Here is a 22,033-nt window from a genome sequence, read left to right as displayed (position 1 = left end):
CACAAATGAAAAAGGGGCACCCGCAGGTGCCCCTTCTGTCACGGACGAGGTGACGATCAGGATTCGTCGCGCGACGCGCGCTTGCGCTCGTGTTCCTTCAGGTAGCGCTTGCGCAGGCGGATGTTCTTCGGCGTGATTTCGACCAGTTCATCGTCGGCGATGAATTCGATTGCCGATTCCAGCGTCAGCGAGATCGGCGGAATCAGGCGCACGGCTTCGTCGGTGCCGGAAGCGCGCACGTTGGTCAGCTGCTTGCCCTTGATCGGGTTCACCACCAGATCGTTGTCGCGCGAGTGGATGCCGATGATCATGCCTTCATACAGCACATCGCCCGGATTCACGAACATGCGGCCGCGGTCCTGCAGGTTCCACAGTGCGTAGGCCACCGCTTCACCGTCGTTCTGCGAAATGAGCACGCCGTTGCGACGCTCCGACATTGCGCCGGCCATCGGGCCGTAGTCGTCGAACACGTGGCTGGCCAGACCGGTGCCGCGGGTCAGGGTCAGGAACTCGCCCTGGAAGCCGATCAGGCCACGCGCCGGAATGCGGTACTCGATGCGCACGCGACCCTTGCCGTCCGGCTGCATGTCGGTCATTTCGCCGCGGCGGCGACCCAGCTCTTCCATCACGCCGCCCTGGTGGCCTTCTTCGACGTCCACGGTCAGCATTTCGTACGGCTCGCACTTCACGCCGTCGATGTCCTTGAACACCACGCGCGGGCGGCCGACCGCCAGCTCGTAGCCTTCACGGCGCATGTTTTCCAGCAGGATGGTCAGGTGCAGTTCGCCGCGACCGGACACCAGGAACACGTCGGAATCGTCGGTGTATTCGACGCGCAGCGCCACGTTCTTCAGCAGCTCCTTTTCCAGGCGCTCGCGGATCTGGCGGCTGGTGACGAACTTGCCTTCGCGACCGGCCTGCGGCGAACCGTTCACCATGAAGTTCATGGTCAGCGTCGGCTCGTCCACCGCGATCGGCTTCATCGGCTCGGGCGATTCCGGATCACAGATGGTGACACCGATATTGACCTGCTCGATGCCGGACACCAGCACGATGTCGCCAGCGCTGGCCGACTCGGCCTGAGAGCGGTCGAGACCCTTGAAGGTGAGCACCTGACCGACCTTGGCCTTGCCGCGGTTTTCGTCGCCGTAATACACGACCACTTCCTGGTTCGGCTTGATGCGGCCGCGCTTGATGCGACCGATGCCCAGCTGGCCGATGTAGGTCGAGTAGTCGAGCGAACAGATCTGCAGCTGCAGCGGCGCGTCTTCATCGACTTCCGGCTGCGGCACGTGCTTCAGGATGGTGTCGAACAGCGGGCGCATGTCGGTGCCCGGCTTGTCGGCATCCAGCATCGCGAAGCCGTTCAGCGCCGAGGCGAACACGACCGGGAAATCCAGCTGTTCGTCGGTGGCACCCAGCTTGTCGAACAGGTCGAAGGTGTGGTTGATCACCCAATCCGGGCGCGCGCCCGGGCGGTCGATCTTGTTCACCACGACGATGGGCTTCAGGCCGAGGGCCAGCGCCTTGCGGGTGACGAAGCGGGTCTGCGGCATCGGGCCTTCGACCGCATCGACCAGCAGCAGCACCGAATCGACCATCGACAGCACGCGCTCGACCTCGCCGCCGAAGTCGGCGTGGCCCGGGGTGTCGACGATGTTGATGTGCGTGCCTTCGTATTCGATCGCGCAGTTCTTGGCGAGAATCGTGATGCCGCGTTCTTTTTCGATATCGCCGGAATCCATGACCCGCTCGGACACCTGCTGGTGCGATGCGAAGGTGCCGGATTGGCGCAGCAGCTGGTCAACCAGCGTGGTCTTGCCATGATCGACGTGCGCGATGATGGCGATGTTGCGTATGGAGCGGGACATGGGAATGGTGCGGCGCAAAAGATAAACACGCGAGTTTAGCATGCCGTGCCTGCGGCTGAACTATCGGGCTGCGTCGCCCGGCTGCTAGACTGATCCGACTTCAAATTACAGACGGGACTCGACGGAAGATGCTGGCCATCATCGGCGGAAGCGGGCTGACCCAGCTCGCCAATCTGGATGTCACGCGGCGCGAAGTGGTGCGCACCCCTTATGGCGAACCTTCCGGGCCGCTCACCTTCGGCCGGCTCGGTGGGCGGGAACTGGTGTTCATCGCACGGCATGGCTACGGCCACACGATTCCGCCGCACCGGGTGAACTACCGGGCGAACATTTCCGCGCTGCGCAGCGTCGGCGCAGGCAAGGTGATTTCGGTGGCGTCGGTCGGCGGCATACGCGCCGATCTCGCGCCGGGCAGCCTGGTGGTGCCCGACCAGATACTCGACTACACCTGGGGCCGTCATTCGACCTTCTTCGACGGCCACGATGGTCAGGTCAAGCATGTCGATTTCACCGAGCCCTACGATGGCGACCTGCGTCGCCGGCTGCTCGACGCTGCCCGGCTGGCCGGCGAGGCGGTGGTCGATGGCGCGGTCTATGCGGCGACCCAGGGCCCGCGGCTGGAAACCGCTGCCGAAATCAACCGGATGGAGCGCGATGGCGCCGACGTGGTCGGCATGACCGGCATGCCGGAGGCGGTGCTGGCGCGCGAGGCCGGCCTCGCTTACGCGGCGCTCAACGTGGTGGTGAACCACGCGGCGGGTCGTGGCGATTCGGCGCACGGCATCGAAATGTCGGCGATCGAAGCGATGCTGCAGGAAGCCATGATGCGGGTGCGCCACCTGCTTGAACGGCTGTGCGAAGAAGGGGTGTGTCCGTGATACGCGACATTCTGCGCATGGGCGATCCGCGTCTGCTGCGCGTGTCGCGGCCGGTGGACCGTTTCAATACCGTCGAGCTCGATGCGCTGGTGAGCGATCTGATCGAAACGATGGAAGCCGCCAACGGCGCCGGCCTGGCTGCACCGCAGATCGGCGTCGACCTGCGGGTGGTGGTGTTCGGCGGTTTGCCGCCGTCGCGCTACCCGGATGCGCCGGCCATACCTTTCACCGTGCTGGTCAACCCGGTGCTCGAAGCGATCGGCCACGAGATGGAAGATGGCTGGGAAGGCTGCCTGTCGGTGCCGGGGCTGCGCGGCGTGGTGCCCCGCCATCAGCGGCTGCACTACCGCGGCTTCGATCACAAGGGCGTACCGATAGACCGTGTCGTCCAGGGGTTTCACGCCCGGGTGGTGCAGCACGAATGCGATCACCTGGACGGCGTGCTGTATCCGATGCGGGTTCGCGATTTTTCGCGCTTCGGTTACACCGACGTGCTGTTTCCGGGCATGGCCGACAGCGACGACTGAGCGAGCTGTCCGCGAGCCTGCATCCAGGCCTCGAGTTCGGCGGCCGGCAGCGGCCTGCTGAACAGGAAACCCTGTGCGCATTCGCAGCCCAGATTGCCGAGGAAGGCAAACTGCGCCTGGGTTTCCACACCTTCCGCCACCACGCTGAGTCCGAGGTTGTGCGCCAGACTGATGGTGGCGGCACAGATCGCGGCGTCGTCCGGGTCGGTTTCGATGTCCTTCACGAATGAGCGGTCGATCTTGAGCCGGTGCAGCGGCATCAGCTTCAGGTGGCTGAGTGACGAATAGCCGGTGCCGAAATCGTCGATCGCCAGTTCCACGCCAAGTTCGCGCAGCTGGGCCAGCATGCGCAGCGTGTTGTCGGCGTCCTCCATGGCGACGCTTTCGGTGATCTCGAGTTCGAGCTGGCCCGGTTTCAGGTCGTACTTCAGCAGCACGTCCTTCACCTGCCGAAGCAGGTTTTTCGAACGCAGCTGGCGTGCCGACAGATTGACCGCCACCCGCAGATCCAGCCCCATCGAATGCCACAGACTCAGCTGGTGGCAGGCCTCCTGCAGGATCCACTCGCCGAGCCGGATGATGAGATCGCTTTCCTCGGCGATCGGGATGAACTTGTTTGGCGGCACCAGACCGCGCTCCGGGTGCAGCCAGCGCACCAGCACCTCGACCCCGACCAGACGTCCGCTGCCGGTTTCGATCTGCGGCTGGTAGTGCAGCACGAACTGCTTGTGCGCGATCGCCTGATGCAGGCTGCTCTGCAGCGCGAGCCTTTCACTGGCGCTGGCTGACATGCTGCGGTCGAAGAACTGGTAGTTGTTCCGTCCGGTCGCCTTGGCGTGGTACATCGCACTGTCGACGTTGCGCAGCAGGTCGTCCACCGTTTCGCCATCCGCCGGAAACACGCCGATGCCCACGCTGGGCGTGGAATGCAGCTGGTAGGCGTCGATGGCGTACGGGGCCGACAGCGCGGTCACGATCTTCTCGGCCACCGCCGCCGCAGTGAGCGTGGTCACCATGTCGGTCACCAGCACCACGAATTCGTCACCGCCCAGCCGGGCCACCACGTCGCTCTGGCGCACGCAGCGCTGCAGCCGCTTGCCCACCTCGATCAGCAGCGCGTCGCCGATGTGATGCCCCAGCGTGTCGTTGATGTCCTTGAAGTGGTCCATGTCTATCATCAGCGCCGCCAACAGCGTGCCGTGGCGCCGCGCATGCGACATCGCCTGTTCCATGCGCTGCTGCAGCGAGAAGCGGTTGGGCAGGCCGGTCAGCATGTCGTGATGGGCCAGATGATGGATCTGGCGTTCAGCGGCCTTCTGTTCGCTGATATCCGAGAACGAGTGCACGTAGTGGCTGACGCCGCCGGCGACATCGCGCACCGGGTAGATGGACAGCAGTTTGGGATAGCGCTCGCCATCCAGGCGGCGGTCTTCCACCTCGCCGCGCCAGAGGCCATCTTCGGCCACCCGCCCGAGGAAGACGCCGCGCGCGTCTTCGGCATACGGGCAACCGGTTACGGCCGCCGCCGCCCGGCCGAGCGCATCGCGCTCGCTCACGCCGGTCAGTGCGCTGAAAGCCGGATTGACCGTCACCACGCGGTCGGCATCATCGGTCACCATGATGGCTTCGTTGAGGCTGTCGATCACGCTGGCCGCGAGCGACAGCTGGCTGTCGCGCGCCTGCAGGCGCTGCACATGCTGCTGGCGCAGGTAGAGCAGGGCGGCAATGGCCAGTGACAGCGCGGCACCCGCCAGCGTCAGCACCAGCACCTGCGTATCCTGGAAGCCGCTGCGCCAGCCGCGCGCCGGCACAGCCGCCAGCTGCCAGCGCGCCTGATCGGGCAACACCACTTCGAGCAGCACCGGATTACGCTCGAACAGGCGCTCGTCGCCGTGAATGGCCGCGCCTTCGGCGCCCAGGCCGTCACGACCACGCACCGCGTAGCGGATGCCGTCATTGCGTGAGGTCAGCCCGCTGGCGGCCAGCAGCGAATCGAAGCGCAACACCACGGACACCAGTCCCCAGTACTGTTCAGGGCGACCTTCGGTGGCCGGCAGGAACACCGGAAAGCGATTGATCAGGCCGATGCCGCCCTGCACCAGATCGACTGGTCCGGCCAGCACGAAGCGGCGGGTGGCGATCATGCGTTCGATGCTTGCGCGCTGTGCCGGCATGTCGGCATAGCGCACGTTCAGGACGGCTTCATTGCCGGCCAGCGGATATACGTAACGGATGATGTTGTCGGGTGCCGCCGATACGTTACGGACGTGGCGTCCGTAGGTGAGCATGCGTTCGGCGACGCGGGTGAAGGCGGCCCGGTCGAAATCCGGATTGGCTGCGATGAAGCTCACCAGGCCCAAAGACAGGTGGGCGGCACTGTTGATTTCGCTTTCGAGACGGGCGCGGACCTGTCCGGCCTCGGCGGCCACCGCGGCGCGCTCGCGCTCGCGCACTGCAGAGGCCTGGTTGCCGGCCACATAGGCAGTCAGCAGGAATCCGGCCAGCGCGGTCACCAGCGCCACGACCATCGGACGCAGGCGGTCGGTTGCGGTGAAGCGGCTGGAAGGCGTACTGATCAGGGTCACGTTCGTCGGTTGGACGGATGAAGAAGCGGGGTCAAGGGCGGCGGTGTCCGTACCCCGTCGCACAGGCCCGGAGCATAGTCGAAACCGCCGCCGGCCGGTGCCGGCAGGGCGCTCAGGATACGGCCAGTTCGCCGAGCAGTTCCTGCTCCAGCCGGATCAGCGTGCTGCTGTTGCCCAGCTCTTCGCCGGAAATCAGGAACACGTCTTCCGCCCGTTCACCGAGCGTGGTGATCTTGGCGGTGTGCAGCCGGATGTGGTGGGCCGCCAGCACGCGCGCGACCGAATAGAGCAGGCCGGGTCGGTCAGCCGCGGTGACATGCATGATGTGGTGCTGGCGCCGCTCGTCCGGCTTGATCACGATTTCCGGCGTGATCGGGAAATGCCGCACCTCGCGCGACAGCCGGCCGGCCACCGGCTGGTCGGCCGGATGGTCGGACTGCAGCCGTTCTACCAGGCCGGTTTCGATCAGCGCGATCATGTCGCGCGAATTCAGGTGGCGGTTCGGGTCGAGCAGCACGAAGCTGTCGAGCGCATGGCCGTCATTCGTGGTGTGGATCTTTGCGTCGGCGATGCTGTAGCCCAGCCGGCCGAAAAAGCCGCACAGACGCACGAACAGATCGATCTGGTCCGGTGCATACACCATGACCTGCAGCCCGTCGCCGACCTGATTGGGCCGCGCCTTCACCACCGGCACGGTCGCGTCTGCCTGGAAATACAGCATGCGGGTATGCCATGCGATCTCGTCCGGCTCGTGGCGCATGAAATACACCGTGTCGAGCCGGGTCCAGAATTCCTGTTCTATGCCCTCGCGCAGCCCGAAGTAGCGCAGCAGATGGCGGGCTTCCTGCTGGCGATCGGAACAGTCGGTGGCGTGGATGCCTTCTCCTTTCAGATGGCGCAGCGCCGACAGGTAGAGGTCTTCCAGCAGCTTGCCGCGCCAGGCATTCCACACCTTGGGGCTGGTGCCGCGGATGTCGGCGTGGGTCAGGATGTAGAGCGCGGTCAGCCTGCGCTCGGTCTTCACCAGGCGCGCGAAATCGCGCACCACATCCGGATCCGACAGATCCTGTTTCTGCGCCACGGTCGACATCGACAGATGATGCTCGACCAGGAACACCACCAGATCGGTGTCTTCGCGGCTGAGTCCGTGCTGTCGGCAGAACAGCCTCGCATCGCGCATGCCAAGCTGCGAGTGGTCACCGCCGCGGCCCTTGGCGATGTCGTGGAACAGCGCCGACAGATAGAGCAGCCAGCGCCGCTCGAAGCCGGTGATCAGGCGCGACAGCAGCGGGTACTCGTGCGCGTGCTCCGACATGGTGAAGCGGCGCACATTGCGCATCACCTGCAGGATGTGCTGATCCACCGTGTAGACGTGGAACAGGTCGTGCTGCATCTGCCCGACGATGCGTCCGAAAGCCGGCAGGTAGCGGCCAAGGATGCCGTACTGGTTCATCCGCCGGATTTCATGCACCAGTCCGCGGGTCTGCTGGAACAGCGACAGGAAGAGCGCGCGGTTCTTCGGGTCGCGCCGGAATTTCGCGTCGATCAGCCGGCGTGCGCGCCACAGCGCACGCAGCGTGCGCGCGGTCATGCCTTTCAGTTCGCTGTGCCGCTGCAGCAGCGTGAAGCACTCGAGCAGGGCGCTCGGTTCGCGCTCGAACACCTCTTCGTCCACCACATCCAGCAGTTCGCGGCTGGACTGGAAGCGTTCATTGATCGGATGGGTCGCGCCGTCCTCGACCGGGAACAGCGCAGCGGAAATGTTCTGCAGCAGGATGGTGTTCAGCTGCGTGATGGTCTTGGCGCTGCGGTAGTAGTGCTGCATCAGCACTTCGGATGCGCGCCGGGTGGGCGTAGCCGCCAGGCCGAAGGCAGCGGCCAGTGCTTCCTGATGGTCGAAGATGATGCGGTCTTCGCGCCGGCGCGCGATCAGGTGCAGCCGCACCCGGGTGTCGCGCATGAAGCGTTCGACCCGCGACAGCTGACGCGCTTCTTCCGCCGTGATCAGCCCGCGTTCAGCCAGTTCGCGCCAGCTTGCGCCCAGCGCGCTGGCGCGGGCGATCCACTGGATCACCTGCAGGTCGCGCAGACCGCCCGGGCTTTCCTTGCAGTTGGGTTCCAGGCTGTACGGTGTTTCGTGATAGCGCTGGTGCCGTTCATCCTGTTCCAGCCGCTTGGCCTTGAAGAAGGCCTGCGGATCGCGCTGCTCGGCCAGTGTGTCGCGCAGTTCGCCGAACAGCCGGCGCGAGCCGGCCAGCAGGCGGGCTTCGAGCAGCGTGGTTTCGACCGTGATGTCGCGCGCCGATTCATCCAGGCACTGCGCCACCGTGCGCACGCTGTGGCCGATGTCCAGACCGATGTCCCACAGCAGGCCGACCAGCTGTTCGAGGCGCGTCTCGACCTCGGGCGCGGTGTCCGCCGGCAGCAGGAAGAGCACATCGACGTCCGAGGCGGGATACAGCTCGCCGCGGCCGTAGCCGCCGACCGCGACCAGCGCGGCCGAGCGTGGAATGCCGACCGCGCTCCACAGCTGGCGCAATGCCTGATCCACCGCCCGGGCGCGGGCGGTCAGGATGCGAAGGCTGTTGCCGTCCTGCTCGAAGCGGCTGCGCAGTGCCTGCTGGGTGGCCGCCAGTTCGCCACGCAGCGTGGTGACCAGCGTACGCAGGGCGTCCTGTTCAGGCACTGCGCTCATGCCTCAGGCGGCCCGTGCGCTGTCGCCGAAATCGGCGGGCGGCGGGCTGCCGGCCGATACCGTCAGCACTTCGAAGCCGTCTGCGGTGACCAGTACCGTGTGCTCCCACTGGGCGGACAGGCTGCGGTCACGGGTGACGATGGTCCAGCCGTCCGGCAGTTCGGACACCGCGGCGCGGCCGGCATTGATCATCGGCTCGATGGTGAAGATCATGCCTTCCTTCAGTTCCATGCCGGTGTTCGGCTTGCCGTAGTGCAGCACCTGCGGCTCCTCGTGGAACTTGCGGCCGATGCCGTGCCCGCAGAATTCGCGCACCACTGAAAAGCCGTTGGTTTCGGCGTGACGCTGGATGGCGTGGCCGATATCGCCCAGTCGGGCGCCCGGCTTCACCTTCGATATGCCCAGCCACAGGCATTCATAGGTGATGCTGCACAGGCGGGCGGCCTGTTTGGTGGTTTCGCCGCCGACCACGAACATGCGGCTGGTGTCGCCGTGGAAGCCGTCCTTGATGACCGTGATGTCCAGATTGACGATGTCGCCCTTCTTCAGTGCCCGCTCCGCCGGCACGCCGTGGCACACCACGTGATTGACCGAGGTGCAGATCGACTTCGGATAGGGGCTGTAGCCGGGCGGCGCGTAGTTCAGCGGCGCCGGGATGGTCTGCTGCACGTTCACCATGTAGTCATGGCACAGGCGGTCGAGTTCCGCGGTGGTCACGCCCGGCTGGACATGGGGCCCGATGTAGTCGAGCACTTCCGAGGCCAGTCGGCACGCCACGCGCATGCTTTCGATTTCTTCCGCTGTCTTGATGGTGACGCTCATGAAAAGGTGCTCTTCCTGGGTATTCCGAGGGACAGGAGGTTAGCGGAAGCGGTTCCGCCCGGCAAACGGCCGTCATCAGCCTGACTTGAGTTTGTTGCATTGCGGCTGCTAGAATCATGGGCTGTCTGATTTCAGCTTCCGGTGCGGAGGCGTCAGGCAAATCCACACGCCCGGTGTTTCCGCGCTCAGCGCAGGAACGTAACCGATAGGGTGCGCGGCTCCGGACGGGGCCGCGAACACGGCCGGGCGGAGGTCAAACCCTGTTCGGAGTATCTCGAATGTCCGTATCCATGCGCGAAATGCTGGAAGCCGGTGTCCATTTCGGTCACCAGACCCGCTTCTGGAACCCCAAGATGGCCCCCTTCATCTTCGGTCATCGCAACAAGATCCACATCATCAACCTGGAAAAGACCGTCGCCAAGTACAACGAAGCGATGACTTTCCTGCGCCGCATGTCGGCCAACAAGGGCACCATCCTGATGGTCGGCACCAAGCGTCAGGCCCGCGAAATCGTGGCTGAAGAAGCGCAGCGCGCCGGTGTGCCCTATGTCGACGAGCGCTGGCTCGGCGGCATGCTGACCAACTTCAAGACCCTGAAGCTGTCGGTCAAGCGCCTGAAGGACCTGGAAGCCCTGGTCGAAGACGGCTCGATGGAACGCATGCCGAAGAAGGAAGCGCTGGTGCTGCAACGCGAGCTGGTCAAGCTGCAGAAGAGCATCGGCGGCATCAAGGACATGGCCGGCCTGCCGGACGCGCTGTTCGTGATCGACGTCGGCTACCACAAGATCGCCATCACCGAAGCCAACAAGCTGGGCATTCCGGTTGTGGCCGTGGTCGATACCAATCACTCGCCGAACGGCGTTGATTACGTCATCCCGGGCAACGACGATTCCAGCCGCGCGATCCGCCTGTACGCATCGGGCGTTGCGGATGCCATCCTTGAAGGTCGCAACAACGCGGCTGCCGACCTGGTGGCGCAGCTGAAGTCCGACGACGAGTTCGTCGAGGTCGAAGGCGAGCAGCAGGCCTGATCGATCGATGCGGGCGCCACGGCGCCCGCAACTGTTTCAGAGCACCGTTTTTCACTGAATTGCAAACATAGGCAGGAATGAGCATGGCGGAAATCACCGCAGGTATGGTCAAGGAACTGCGCGAAAAGACCGACGCGCCGATGATGGAATGCAAGAAGGCGCTGACCGAAGCGGGCGGCGACCTGGCAAAGGCTGAAGAAATCCTCCGCGTGAAGCTGGGCAACAAGGCGAGCAAGGCTGCCGCCCGTGTGACCGCCGAAGGCATCGTGGGTCTGTTCCTGTCGGCTGACGGCAAGACGGCCGCCATGATCGAAGTGAACTGCGAAACCGACTTCGTGGCCAAGAACGACGACTTCCTGGCGCTGGTCAATGGCTGCGCCAAGCTGGTCGCAGAGAACAACCCGGCCGACGTCGATGCGCTGTCGGCGCTGCCGTTCGGCGAAGGCACGGTCGAATCGACCCGCGCCGCGCTGGTCGGCAAGATCGGCGAGAACATGACCATCCGCCGCTTCGTGCGCGTGCAGGCTGAAGGCAAGGTCGCCAGCTACGTTCACGGCGGCTCGAAGATCGGCGTGCTGGTCGATGTGGTTGGTGGCGAAGAAGCGCTGGCCAAGGATCTGGCGATGCACATCGCTGCATCCAAGCCGAAGTCGCTGGATTCGACCGGCGTGTCGGCCGATCTGATCGAAGCCGAGCGCCGTGTGGCGATCGAGAAGGCGCGCGAAGCCGGCAAGCCGGAAGAGATGATCGCCAAGATCGCCGAAGGTTCGGTCCAGAAGTACCTGAAGGAAGTGACGCTGCTCGGCCAGGTCTTCGTGAAGGCGGAAGACGGCAAGCAGACCATCGAACAGCTGCTGAAGGCAAAGTCTGCGAAGATTGCCTCCTTCACGCTGTACGTGGTCGGCGAGGGCATCGAGAAGAAGACCACCGACTTCGCCGCCGAAGTGGCTGCGCAGGCTGCTGCTGCCGCAGCTGCCAAGGCCTGATCCGGCAATTGAAAAGGGAGCCTGCATGACTGTTGCCTACCGCCGCATCCTTCTGAAGCTGTCGGGCGAAGCCCTCATGGGCGACGACGACTACGGCATCAGCCGCGACATGCTTGCTCGCATCGTCGCCGAAATTGCCGAAATCCGCGCGCTGGGCGTGGAAGTGGGGGTCGTGATCGGCGGAGGTAACATCTTCCGCGGGGTGGCGGGGGGCGCGGCCGGCATGGACCGCGCCACTGCCGACTACATGGGCATGCTGGCGACCGTGATGAACGCGCTCGCCCTGGGCGACGCGATGCGCCAGGCCGGTGTGGCCGCGCGCGTGCAGTCGGCGCTCAGCATCGAGCCGGTGGTCGAGTTCTACATCCGTGGCAAGTCCATCCGCTACCTCGAAGAGGGCAAGGTGGTCATTTTCGCCGCGGGCACCGGCAATCCCTTCTTCACCACCGATACCGCAGCGGCGCTGCGCGGCCGCGAAATCGAGGCCGAAGTGGTGCTGAAGGCGACCAAGGTCGATGGCGTGTACAGTGCTGATCCGATGAAGGACAAGAGCGCGACCCGCTATGACCGCATCAGTTTCGACGAGGCGATCAGCCGCGATCTGAAGGTGATGGACGCCACTGCGCTGGCGCTGTGCCGTGACCAGCAGCTGCCGATCAAGGTGTTCAGCATCTTCAAGCCGGGTGCGCTCAAGCGCGTGGTGCTCGGCGAAGACGAAGGCACGCTGGTCCATATCTGAGTCCCGCCGGGCAGCGCTGCCCGGCCGGTCGACAGGCCGTTGTGCAACGGCCGCACTTCAAACAAGAGGCGAGTGATGATCCCCGAGTTGAAGAAGAACACCGAACAGAAGATGCAGAAGACGCTGGAGTCGCTCAAGACCGACTTCGGCAAGGTGCGCACCGGGCGTGCGCATACCGGCATCCTCGATCACATCCAGGTCGATTACTACGGTTCGATGGTGCCGCTGTCGCAGGTCGCCAACGTGACCCTGATCGATGCACGCGCTATCGGCGTGCAGCCCTGGGAAAAGAAGATGCTGTCGGTGGTCGAGAAGGCCATCCGTGATTCCGATCTGGGCCTGAATCCGTCAGCGATGGGCGACATCGTGCGTGTGCCGATGCCTCCGCTGACCGAAGAACGCCGCAAGGAACTGATCAAGGTGGTGCGCGGTGAAGCCGAGAACGCCCGGGTCGCTGTCCGCAACCTGCGCCGTGATGCGAACAACACGCTCAAGGACGCGGTGAAGAACAAGGAAATTTCCGAGGACGACGAACGTCGTACCCAGGACGACGTGCAGAAGCTGACCGACCGCTACATCGCCGAGGTCGACAAGCAGCTGGCCCAGAAAGAACAGGATCTGATGGCCGTCTGAGGCCGGGTGTCCTTATCTTGTCCTCCTCGAACGGCACCCGCGACATTCCGCGGCACATCGCCATCATCATGGATGGCAACGGCCGCTGGGCGCGCCGCCGCTTCATGCCGCGCGTGGCCGGCCACCGCAAGGGCGTGGAAGCGGTGCGGGCGGTGGTGTCGCGCTGCGCCGAACTCGGCGTCGGTCACCTGACGCTGTTCGCCTTCAGTTCCGAGAACTGGCGCCGTCCGGCCGAAGAAGTCAATTTCCTGATGCAGCTGTTCGTGCGCGCCCTCGAGGACGAGGTGGCGCGCTTGCACCAGAACGGCATCCGTCTGCGCGTGATCGGCGACCTCAGCCGGTTCGAGCCGCGGCTGGTGGATCTGATCCGTAACGCCGAGGCGATGACCGCGCAGAACACCGGCCTGAATCTCACCATCGCCGCCAACTACGGCGGGCGCTGGGACATCCTGCAGGCGATGGAACGCATGCTGCAGGCACGTCCCGATCATCGCGGACCGTTCACCGAGCAGGAACTCGAGCCGCACCTGTCGATGGCCTTTGCGCCAGAACCCGATCTGTTCATCCGCACCGGCGGCGAAAAGCGCATCAGCAACTTCCTGCTGTGGCAGCTGGCCTACACAGAGCTGTATTTCACCGACAGCCTGTGGCCGGAATTCAACGGCGCCGCGATCGATGCCGCGATCGCTTCCTACCAGCAGCGCGAACGTCGCTTCGGGCGCACCAGCGAACAGGTCCAGGCCGCCTCGGCCGGCCAGCATGCTTAAGCAGCGGGTCATCACCGCCATCGTGCTGCTGGTTGGCCTGTCGGCGGCCCTCGCGCTGATGGATCTGGCCGCCTGGTCGTGGCTGGTCGCGGTCGTACTCGGCTTCGCCGGCTGGGAATGGGCGCGGCTGGGCGGCGCCGGCCCGATGCCGGCGCGCATTGCCGGCGTACTGGCGTTTGCCGTGGTTGCTTTCAGTGCGCAATGGGCTTTCGGCCCTGATGCCGTGCGTGGCGAAGCCGTTGGCCGCCTCACGGCGCTGCATGGCGTCGCCGTGCTGTTCTGGCTGTTCACGGTACCGGCCTGGATGTCGCGCTCAGCACGCCCCAGCGCGCTGGTTCATGCGCTCACCGGTTTCATTGTGCTGCTGCCGCCGGCGCTGGCACTGATACAGCTGCGAGCGGTCGGCGTGCTGCCGCTGCTGCTGCTGATGGCGGTGGTGTGGATCGCCGACATTGCCGCCTATTTCACCGGTCGCGCCTTCGGCCGCCGCAAGCTCGCACCCTCGATCAGTCCGGGCAAGACCTGGGAAGGGGCGGTCGGGGCGGCGGTGGCGGTACAGATCTACGGCTTCGCCATACGGCCTCTGCTGGCCGATAGCGGACTGGTTCTGCCGTCGGTCGCGGTCTGGGCTGGCGTGCTGCTGCTGCTGACCGCGGTCAGCATCGTCGGCGACCTGTTCGAATCCATGCTCAAGCGCCAGGCCGGCATGAAGGACAGCAGTCAGCTGCTGCCCGGCCATGGTGGCGTACTCGACCGGGTGGACAGTCTGACCGCGACGCTGCCGCTGATCGGCTTCTATCTGCTTACCTTGAATTCCGGAACACTGCACTGATGCAGAGACTGACCGTACTGGGCGCAACCGGCTCCATCGGCGTCAGCACGCTGGACGTGGTGGCGCGCCACCCGGATCGCTTCGAGATCGTCGCGCTGTCCGGCCACCGCCAGATCGAGCGGCTGGCGGAACAGTGCCTGCAGTTCGCGCCGCGCTATGCGGTGGTGGCCGACGCGGCCGCGGCGACGGTGCTGGCCGGACGCATAGCCGGCAGGGTGACGACCGAAGTGATGCACGGCGTCGACGCGCTGGAAGTCATCGCCGCACTGCCCGAGGTCGATACCGTGATGGCGGCCATCGTCGGGGCTGCGGGCCTGCGCCCGGCACTGGCGGCCGCTCGCAGCGGCAAGCGCATCCTGCTCGCCAACAAGGAGGCGCTGGTGATGACCGGCGACCTGTACATGCGTGAAGTGGCGGCGCACGGTGCGACGCTGCTGCCCATCGACAGCGAGCACAACGCGGTTTTCCAGTGTCTGCCCCCCCAGCATCACCAGGGCGTGCGCCGCATTCTGCTGACCGCGTCAGGCGGTCCGTTCCGCCGTACGCCGATCGCCGACCTGGCGAACGTGACGCCGGAACAGGCCTGCGCCCACCCGAACTGGGACATGGGGCGCAAGATTTCGGTCGATTCCGCCACCATGATGAACAAGGGGCTGGAAGTGATCGAGGCACGCTGGCTGTTCGACACGCCAGCCGAGCGCATCGACGTGGTCATCCATCCGCAGAGCATCGTGCATTCCATGGTCGAGTACGTCGATGGTTCGGTGCTGGCACAGATGGGCAATCCGGACATGCGTACGCCGATCGCGCATGCGCTGGCCTGGCCAGAACGGATCGAATCCGGCGTCAGCCCGCTTGATCTGGCCGCATCGGCCAATCTCGTGTTCGAGCGGCCGGATTTCGAGCGTTTCCCGTGTCTCAAGCTCGCATTCGATGCGCTTAAGGCGGGCGGTGGCACGCCGGCGGTGCTGAATGCAGCCAATGAGATCGCCGTTGCCGCCTTCCTGGAACACCGGCTCGGATTCCGTGCCATAGCGGATGTGATCGCCCGTACCCTTGACCAGCTGCCGGGCCGTCCGGCCGACACCCTTGACCAGGTGTTCTCCGCCGACGCCGAAGCCCGAGCGGTGGCTGCTCGCATCGTGGCGCAGCAGGCCGGAGCCGCCGCGTGAATCTGCCTTTCTACATCGGCGCCTTCGCGCTTGCGCTGGGCATTCTGATCACCGTGCACGAACTGGGGCATTACAGCGTGGCCCGGCTGTGCGGCGTAAAGGTGCTGCGTTTTTCCATCGGCTTCGGCCGCGCCCTCTGGTCACGCCGGGCCGGGCCTGACCAGACCGAATGGGCGCTGGCGGTGTTTCCGCTCGGCGGCTACGTGAAGATGCTGGACGAGCGCGAAGGTGAGGTGGCTGCGCACGAACTGCACCGCGCCTTCAACCGTCAGTCCATCGGCCGGCGCTTCGCCATCGTCGCCGCCGGCCCGATTGCCAACTTCCTGCTGGCCATCGTCGTGTACTGGGGGCTGTTCATGCACGGCATGGAAGAACCCCGTCCGCTGCTGGCTGCGCCCGCCGCCGGAACGCCTGCCGCGTTTGCCGGCGTGGCCGATGGCGATCTGGTGCGCAAGGTCGATGGAGAGGACATCCTGTCGTCGCAGGAGCTGCGCTGGCGCGTCGCGCAGGCGGCGGTGGAAGGGCGCGCAATCCAGATCGAAACCATCAACGATGCGCACGAAATCAGTGTCCGCCGGATCGATCTGTCGGCGGTTGGCAGCGATGTCGATGCCACGCTGATGGAGCGCGCTGGCCTGCTGCCCTACCGTCCGCGCATGCCCACCGTGGTCGGCACGGTGAGCGAGGGCAGCGCGGCGGAGAAGGCCGGCATGCGGATCGGCGACCGGGTGCTGGCCGTGTCCGGCCAATCGCTCGACGACTGGGGTGACATGGTGAAGGTGGTGCGCGAACTGGCGGGCCGTACCGTGCCGGTACGGGTGCTGCGCGACGGCCGTGAGCTGGAGCTGCAGGCCGAGGTCGCCACGGTGGAAGAGGGCGGCCAGCGCTTCGGCCGGCTGGGTATCGGCCCGACCCCGGACCCGACGCTGCGCGACCGGCTGTTCGTCGAGGTCAGGCATGACGTATTCGACGCACTCGGCCTGGCGATCAGCCAGACCTGGGATACCGCCACCTTCAGCCTGAAGGCTTTCGGCCGCATGCTGACCGGCGAACTGTCCTGGCGGAACCTGAGCGGTCCGGTCACCATTGCCGACTATGCGGGTCAGTCCGCGGCCATGGGCGCGACCCATTACATCAAATTCATCGCCCTCATCAGCATCAGTCTGGGCGTGCTCAACCTGCTGCCCATCCCGCTGCTGGACGGTGGGCACTTGATGTACTATACGATCGAATTTTTGAAGGGCGGTCCGGTTTCCGAGCGGGTCATGGAAATCGGGCAACAGGTGGGTCTCGCCATCCTGCTGATGCTCATGGCGTTCGCCTTCTACAACGATATCAATCGCCTCTTCGGTTGACTGCCGGCTGAATTCCCCGATGCGCAAGTTTCTCCTGCCCGCACTGACTGCGGGCCTGCTGTCCGCTCATGCCTACGCATTCGAACCCTTCGTCGTCCGCGACATCCGGGTCGAAGGCATACAGCGCACCGAAGCCGGTACGGTGTTCAACTACCTGCCGGTCCGTGTCGGCGAAAGCTTCAACGACGAGAAGGCCGCCCAGGCGATCAAGGCGCTGTTCGCCACCGGCTTCTTCAAGGACGTGCGGATCGAAGCCGAAGGCGACGTGCTGGTGGTGGTGATCGAAGAGCGCCCGGCCATCGCGTCGCTCGACTTCACCGGCATGAAGGAGTTCGACAAGGAAGCGATCAAGAAGGGCCTGCGTGAAGTGGGTCTGGCCGAATCGCGCATTTTCGACCGCGCGGTGCTCGAACGCGCAGAACAGGAACTGAAGCGTCAATACCTGTCGCGTGGCCGCTATTCGGTCGAGGTCAAGACCACGGTGACGCCGCTTGAGCGCAACCGGGTGGCCATCAGCTTCCAGGTCGATGAAGGCGAAGTCGCCAAGATCCGCCAGATCAATATCGTGGGCGCCAGCGCGTTCAAGGAAAAGGATCTGCTCAAGATGATCACGCTGACCACGCCGAACTGGCTCAGCTGGTACACCAAGAACGACCAGTATTCAAAGCAGAAGCTCGGCGCTGACGTCGAGACGCTGCGCAGCTGGTATCTGGACCGCGGCTATCTGGAATTCAATATCGATTCGACCCAGGTGTCGATCACGCCGGACAAGCAGGACATCTACATCACGATTTCGATCACCGAGGGTGAGCGCTACACCATCTCGGGCGTGAAGATGTCGGGCGACCTGCTGCTGCCGGAGGCGGAACTGCGCAAGCTGGTGAAGCTGAAGACCGGCGACGAGTTCTCGCGCAAGAACCTGACCGATACCACGAAGGCGATCAACGACCGTCTGGCCAACGAAGGCTATGCCTTCGCCAACGTGAATGCAGTGCCGGAACCTGACAAGGACAAGCGCACGGTGGCCTTTACCGTGTTCGTCGATCCGGGCCGCCGCGTCTATGTGCGCCGGATCAATGTGGTCGGCAACAGCAAGACCGCCGATCAGGTGATCCGCCGCGAATTCCGCCAGATGGAAGGTGCCTGGTACGACGGCGAGAAGATCAACCGCTCGCGTACCCGGGTCGACCGTCTCGGCTACTTCGACGCCGCGACCATCGAAACGCCGGCGGTGCCCGGCAGTACCGACCAGGTCGACGTGAACATCACGGTGAAGGAAAAGCCGACCGGCAACCTGATGTTCGGTGCCGGCTTCTCCAGTTCGGAAAGCCTCATCCTGTCGACCTCCGTGTCGCAGCAGAATCTGTTCGGCAGCGGCAAGTCGCTGTCGCTGAGCCTGAATAGTGGCAGCATCAACAAGACCTACGCGCTGTCCTTCACCGATCCGTACTACACGCCGGACGGCATTTCGCGCGGCTTCGACCTGTACATGCGAAATGTGGATCCGACCCGCCTGAACATCGGCAACTACCGTACTTCGTCCATCGGCGCCGGTCTGCGCTGGGGCTTCCCGATCCGCGAAGACGACCGGATCAACTTCGGTCTGGCAGTCGACCAGACCTCGATCGACACCTTTGCCGACAGCCCGCAGCGCTACAAGAACTTCGTTAACGAGTTTGGAGACAGCAATACCTCGCTGATCAGCACGATAGGCTGGGGCCGCGATACTCGCGACAGCTTCATCTACCCGACCCGCGGCTCGGTCCAGCGGGTCAATGGCGAAGTGTCGGTACCGCCGGGTGATCTGCGCTACATGAAGGCTTCGTACCAGCACCAGACCTATTTCCCGCTCTGGGGCGATTTCGTGCTGATGCTGAACGGCGAACTGGGTTACGGCCGCGGTTACGGCGGCAAGCCGCTGCCTTTCTACAAGAACTACTACGTGGGCGGCATCGGCTCGGTGCGCGGTTTCGAAACCGCCTCCATCGGCCAGCGCGACCGCGACGCCAATGGCAATCTGCTGCGTACCACCATCGGCGGTGACCGCAAGCTGGTCATGAACGCCGAAGTGCTGTTCCCCTTCCCCGGCATGGGGCAGGACAAGACGCTGCGCCTGGGCACCTTCTTCGACGCCGGCAACGTGTGGGCAGATGGCCAGAGCCTGAGCGTCAGCGATTTGCGCTATAGTGCCGGCCTTTCCGTGGCGTGGAGTTCACCCATGGGACCGCTGAAGTTCAGCATTGCACAGCCCCTGAACAAGGAACCGACCGATCGTCTGCAGCGCTTCCAGTTCCAGATGGGTAATGTGTTCTGATCGAAACACGCACCGAATGAACAGGTCGAGTATGTCCGCACGCTCCGCACTTCTTGCTGCTCTGTCCTCGCTGGCGCTCCTGCTGGCCGCCCCGGTTCACGCGGAAAACGACGTGAAGATCGGTTTTGTCGACACCGAGCGCATCCTGCGCGAGGCGGCCCCGGCAGTGCGCGCCCAGAAGAAGCTCGAGAAGGAATTCGAGAAGCGCAGCCAGGAACTGGAGCGCATGGCCAAGCAGCTGCAGGCCATGCAGCAGAACATGGAAAAGAATGCGGTCACGCTGTCGGACAGCGACCGCCGCGCCAAGGAGCGCGAATTCAGCGAACTGACGCGCGACATGCAGCGCAAGGAACGCGAATACCGCGAAGATCTGAACCAGCGCCGCAACGAAGAACTGTCGGGCGTGCTGGACAGGGCCAACAAGGCGATCAAGGTGATCGCCGAGGCCGAGAAGTACGACATCATCTTCCAGGAAGTGGTCTACCGCAGCGCGCGCATCGACATCACCGAAAAGGTGCTGAAGGCGCTGGCTGACCCTCCCGCAACCAAGTAAGGCATCCATGGCAGCCCGACTTGGCGACATCGTCGCCCGTCTGGGCGGCGAACTGCATGGCGACGCCGACCTGATGGTCGAGCAGGTCGCACCGCTGGACAGCGCCGGCCCGGCCCACATTTCCTTCCTGTCCAATCCGAAGTACCGCGCCGCGCTGGCTTCCAGCACGGCCGGGGTGGTCATCGTGCCACCGAAGGACGGTGAAGGTCTTGAACGCACCCACATCCGGGTGCGCAATCCCTATCTGTATTTCGCCCGCGTGGCCCAGCTGCTCAACCCGGATATCCGTCCGGCTGCCGGCGTGGATGCCGCGGCGAGCGTGCATCCGTCGGCCCGCGTGCATCCGTCGGCCTACGTCGCCGCCGGTGCGGTGGTGGGCGACGGCGCTGATATCGGCGCCGACGTCGTGATCGGCGCCGGTTCGGTGGTGGGCGAGGGCGTGCGTATCGGCGCGGGCACCCGGCTGCATCCGCGCGTGGTGATCTATCCGCACTGCGTGGTGGGCGAACGCTGCATCCTGCATTCCGGTGCGGTGATCGGTGCCGACGGCTTCGGTTTCGCCCGCGAAGGCGACGGCAGCTGGGTCAAGATTCCGCAGATCGGCCGCGTGCTGATCGGCAACGACGTCGAGATCGGCGCCAACACCACGGTGGACCGCGGCGCGCTCGAGGACACGGTGATCGAGAACGGGGTGAAGCTCGACAACCTCATACAGATCGCCCACAACGTGCGCATCGGCGAGCACACTGCGATGGCGGCCTGCTCAGGTGTCGCCGGCAGCACCACCATAGGCAAGCGCTGCATGATCGGTGGCTCGGCCAACATCATGGGCCACATCGACATCGTGGACGACGTGGTGGTGTCCGCGGTGTCCTTCGCCACCAAGTCCATTCCGGCGCCCGGTGTCTATACCGGCTCGGTGCCGTCGATGGAACACAAGGACTGGACGCGCAACTACTCGCGCCTGCGCCACCTCGACTCGATGGCTGACCGCATCAAGGCGCTCGAGCAACAACTTGCAACGCTGCAAGGCAATAAGGAAGACTGAATTGAAATCGATGGACATCCACGCGGTACTGAAGTCGCTGCCGCACCGCTTTCCTTTCCTGCTGGTGGACCGCGTGCTCGAAGTCGAGCCGGGCAAGCACATCCGCGCGCTGAAGAACGTCACCATCAACGAGCCCTTCTTCCCCGGCCACTTCCCGAACCACCCGGTCATGCCGGGCGTGCTCATCGTCGAGGCGCTGGCCCAGGCGGCCGCCATCCTGTCCTTCGAAACGCTGGGCACGACGCCGGATGCCGATTCGGTCTACTACCTCTGTGGCGTAGACAACACCCGCTTCAAGAAGCCGGTCATGGCGGGCGACCAGCTCATTCTGGAAGTGGAACTGCTGAGGCATTCGCGCGGCATCTGGAAATACCAGGCGCGCGCCCGGGTGGATGGCGGCGTGGTGGCCGAAACCGAACTGCTGTGCGCAGTGCGCCCGACCTGATGGCTGCGCAGATTCATCCGACCGCGATTGTCGATCCGGCAGCGCGCATCGCCGACAGCGTCGAGATCGGCGCCTACAGCGTGATCGGTCCGAACGTCGACATCGGCGCGGGTACCAAAGTGCATCCGCACGTGGTGATCCAGGGCCATACCCGCATCGGCAGCGACAACGTGTTTCACCCGTTCTGCTCGATCGGCGGCGATCCGCAGGACAAGAAGTACGCCAACGAGCCGACCCAGCTCATCATCGGCGACCGCAACACCGTGCGCGAATACGTCACGATGAACTGCGGTACGGTGCAGGACGGCGGCGTCACCCGTCTGGGCGATGACAACTGGCTGATGGCCTACGTTCACGTGGCACACGACTGCCAGGTCGGCAGCCACACCATCATGGCCAACAACACCGCGCTGGCCGGCCACGTCCATGTGGGCGACTGGGCCATTCTCGGTGGCTTCACCGGCGTGCACCAGTTCGTGCGCGTCGGTGCGCACAGCTTCTGCGGCGTGCATTCGAGCGTGCTGCAGGACGTACCGCCCTTCGTGCTGGCCAATGGCGTGCCGGCGACGCCGCACGGCATCAACAGCGAAGGCCTGCGCCGCCGCGGCTACAGCAGCGAAGCCATCATGGCGATCAAGCGCGCGTACAAGACGCTGTACCGCGAAGGCCTGAAGCTGGACGAAGCGCGCGCTGCCATCGCCGAGGTGGCGAAGAGCACGCCGGAAGTCGCGCTGCTGTCCGATTTCCTGGAAGCCGGCGGACGCGGCATCATCCGCTGAC

At 64.7% G+C, this 22,033-nt stretch carries 19 protein-coding genes; 15 read left to right on the top strand and 4 right to left on the bottom strand.

All coding sequences use genetic code 11. The features are described from left to right. Window positions 1–56: 56 nt before the first annotated feature. On the bottom strand, window positions 57–1,871 hold the full coding sequence (typA, locus tag METUNV2_RS0110090; protein ID WP_018229352.1) for a translational GTPase TypA: 1,815 nt from the start codon (window positions 1,869–1,871) through the stop codon (window positions 57–59). A gap of 128 nt (window positions 1,872–1,999) precedes the next feature. Here typA and METUNV2_RS0110085 point away from each other — a divergent pair, with 128 nt between their 5' ends. Further along, window positions 2,000–2,749: an S-methyl-5'-thioinosine phosphorylase gene (locus METUNV2_RS0110085; RefSeq protein WP_018229351.1), complete on the top strand. Its 750-nt coding sequence runs from the start codon at window positions 2,000–2,002 to the stop codon at window positions 2,747–2,749. Beyond that, a complete protein-coding gene (gene def / locus METUNV2_RS0110080; protein ID WP_026188049.1) occupies window positions 2,746–3,276 on the top strand; it encodes a peptide deformylase in 531 nt (176 codons plus the stop codon). The genes METUNV2_RS0110085 and def overlap by 4 nt, the downstream gene beginning before the upstream one ends. Here def and METUNV2_RS0110075 read toward each other — a convergent pair. The 3 genes from METUNV2_RS0110075 to map all read right to left on the bottom strand — a co-directional run bounded on the left by METUNV2_RS0110075 (window position 3,231) and on the right by map (window position 9,378). After that, complete coding sequence (locus METUNV2_RS0110075) at window positions 3,231–5,861, bottom strand: bifunctional diguanylate cyclase/phosphodiesterase (protein ID WP_018229349.1); 2,631 nt, start codon at window positions 5,859–5,861, stop codon at window positions 3,231–3,233. The two genes, def and METUNV2_RS0110075, sit on opposite strands and share 46 nt — an antisense overlap. A 112-nt stretch (window positions 5,862–5,973) precedes the next feature. Continuing rightward, window positions 5,974–8,556: a [protein-PII] uridylyltransferase gene (locus METUNV2_RS0110070; RefSeq protein WP_018229348.1), complete on the bottom strand. Its 2,583-nt coding sequence runs from the start codon at window positions 8,554–8,556 to the stop codon at window positions 5,974–5,976. A 3-nt stretch (window positions 8,557–8,559) separates the two neighbouring features. Further along, entirely contained in the window at window positions 8,560–9,378 is an 819-nt protein-coding gene (gene map / locus METUNV2_RS0110065) for a type I methionyl aminopeptidase (RefSeq protein ID WP_018229347.1), read from the bottom strand. A 278-nt stretch (window positions 9,379–9,656) separates the two neighbouring features. Between map and rpsB the strand changes: the two genes are divergently transcribed. From rpsB to lpxA, 13 genes are all read left to right on the top strand, one after another. After that, window positions 9,657–10,409, top strand: coding sequence for a 30S ribosomal protein S2 (gene rpsB / locus METUNV2_RS0110060; RefSeq protein ID WP_018229346.1), 753 nt, complete (start codon window positions 9,657–9,659; stop codon window positions 10,407–10,409). A gap of 83 nt (window positions 10,410–10,492) precedes the next feature. Beyond that, on the top strand, window positions 10,493–11,395 hold the full coding sequence (gene tsf, locus METUNV2_RS0110055) for a translation elongation factor Ts (RefSeq protein WP_018229345.1): 903 nt from the start codon (window positions 10,493–10,495) through the stop codon (window positions 11,393–11,395). Window positions 11,396–11,420: 25 nt separating this feature from the next. Continuing rightward, window positions 11,421–12,134 (top strand): UMP kinase, encoded by a 714-nt coding sequence (gene pyrH / locus METUNV2_RS0110050; RefSeq protein WP_008059973.1) that lies wholly within the window; start codon window positions 11,421–11,423, stop codon window positions 12,132–12,134. Window positions 12,135–12,209: 75 nt separating this feature from the next. Then, on the top strand, window positions 12,210–12,767 hold the full coding sequence (gene frr / locus METUNV2_RS0110045) for a ribosome recycling factor (protein WP_026188048.1): 558 nt from the start codon (window positions 12,210–12,212) through the stop codon (window positions 12,765–12,767). Between the two features lie 17 nt (window positions 12,768–12,784). Continuing rightward, window positions 12,785–13,534, top strand: a complete 750-nt coding sequence (gene uppS, locus METUNV2_RS0110040) for a polyprenyl diphosphate synthase (RefSeq protein ID WP_018229343.1) — start codon at window positions 12,785–12,787, stop codon at window positions 13,532–13,534. Next, a complete protein-coding gene (locus METUNV2_RS0110035; protein WP_018229342.1) occupies window positions 13,527–14,366 on the top strand; it encodes a phosphatidate cytidylyltransferase in 840 nt (279 codons plus the stop codon). The genes uppS and METUNV2_RS0110035 overlap by 8 nt, the downstream gene beginning before the upstream one ends. After that, a complete protein-coding gene (gene ispC, locus METUNV2_RS0110030) occupies window positions 14,366–15,538 on the top strand; it encodes a 1-deoxy-D-xylulose-5-phosphate reductoisomerase (RefSeq protein WP_018229341.1) in 1,173 nt (390 codons plus the stop codon). Before METUNV2_RS0110035 ends, ispC begins: the two co-directional genes overlap by 1 nt. Beyond that, window positions 15,535–16,893, top strand: coding sequence for an RIP metalloprotease RseP (gene rseP, locus METUNV2_RS0110025; RefSeq protein ID WP_018229340.1), 1,359 nt, complete (start codon window positions 15,535–15,537; stop codon window positions 16,891–16,893). The genes ispC and rseP overlap by 4 nt, the downstream gene beginning before the upstream one ends. A gap of 19 nt (window positions 16,894–16,912) precedes the next feature. Beyond that, window positions 16,913–19,207 carry an outer membrane protein assembly factor BamA gene (bamA, locus tag METUNV2_RS0110020; protein WP_018229339.1) on the top strand — a complete coding sequence of 765 codons (2,295 nt, stop codon included), beginning with the start codon at window positions 16,913–16,915 and terminating at the stop codon, window positions 19,205–19,207. A gap of 31 nt (window positions 19,208–19,238) precedes the next feature. Beyond that, window positions 19,239–19,760: an OmpH family outer membrane protein gene (locus METUNV2_RS0110015; protein ID WP_018229338.1), complete on the top strand. Its 522-nt coding sequence runs from the start codon at window positions 19,239–19,241 to the stop codon at window positions 19,758–19,760. Between the two features lie 7 nt (window positions 19,761–19,767). After that, window positions 19,768–20,808, top strand: a complete 1,041-nt coding sequence (gene lpxD / locus METUNV2_RS0110010; RefSeq protein ID WP_018229337.1) for a UDP-3-O-(3-hydroxymyristoyl)glucosamine N-acyltransferase — start codon at window positions 19,768–19,770, stop codon at window positions 20,806–20,808. A gap of 10 nt (window positions 20,809–20,818) precedes the next feature. Beyond that, window positions 20,819–21,253, top strand: a complete 435-nt coding sequence (gene fabZ / locus METUNV2_RS0110005) for a 3-hydroxyacyl-ACP dehydratase FabZ (protein ID WP_018229336.1) — start codon at window positions 20,819–20,821, stop codon at window positions 21,251–21,253. Further along, window positions 21,253–22,032, top strand: a complete 780-nt coding sequence (gene lpxA, locus METUNV2_RS0110000; RefSeq protein ID WP_026188047.1) for an acyl-ACP--UDP-N-acetylglucosamine O-acyltransferase — start codon at window positions 21,253–21,255, stop codon at window positions 22,030–22,032. The genes fabZ and lpxA overlap by 1 nt, the downstream gene beginning before the upstream one ends. Window position 22,033 lies beyond the last annotated feature (1 nt).

Source organism: Methyloversatilis universalis EHg5, assembly GCF_000378945.1.
In the GTDB taxonomy this organism is placed as follows: Bacteria; Pseudomonadota; Gammaproteobacteria; order Burkholderiales; family Rhodocyclaceae; genus Methyloversatilis; species Methyloversatilis universalis_A.
This window is presented reverse-complemented; position numbering and strand designations above follow the sequence as displayed.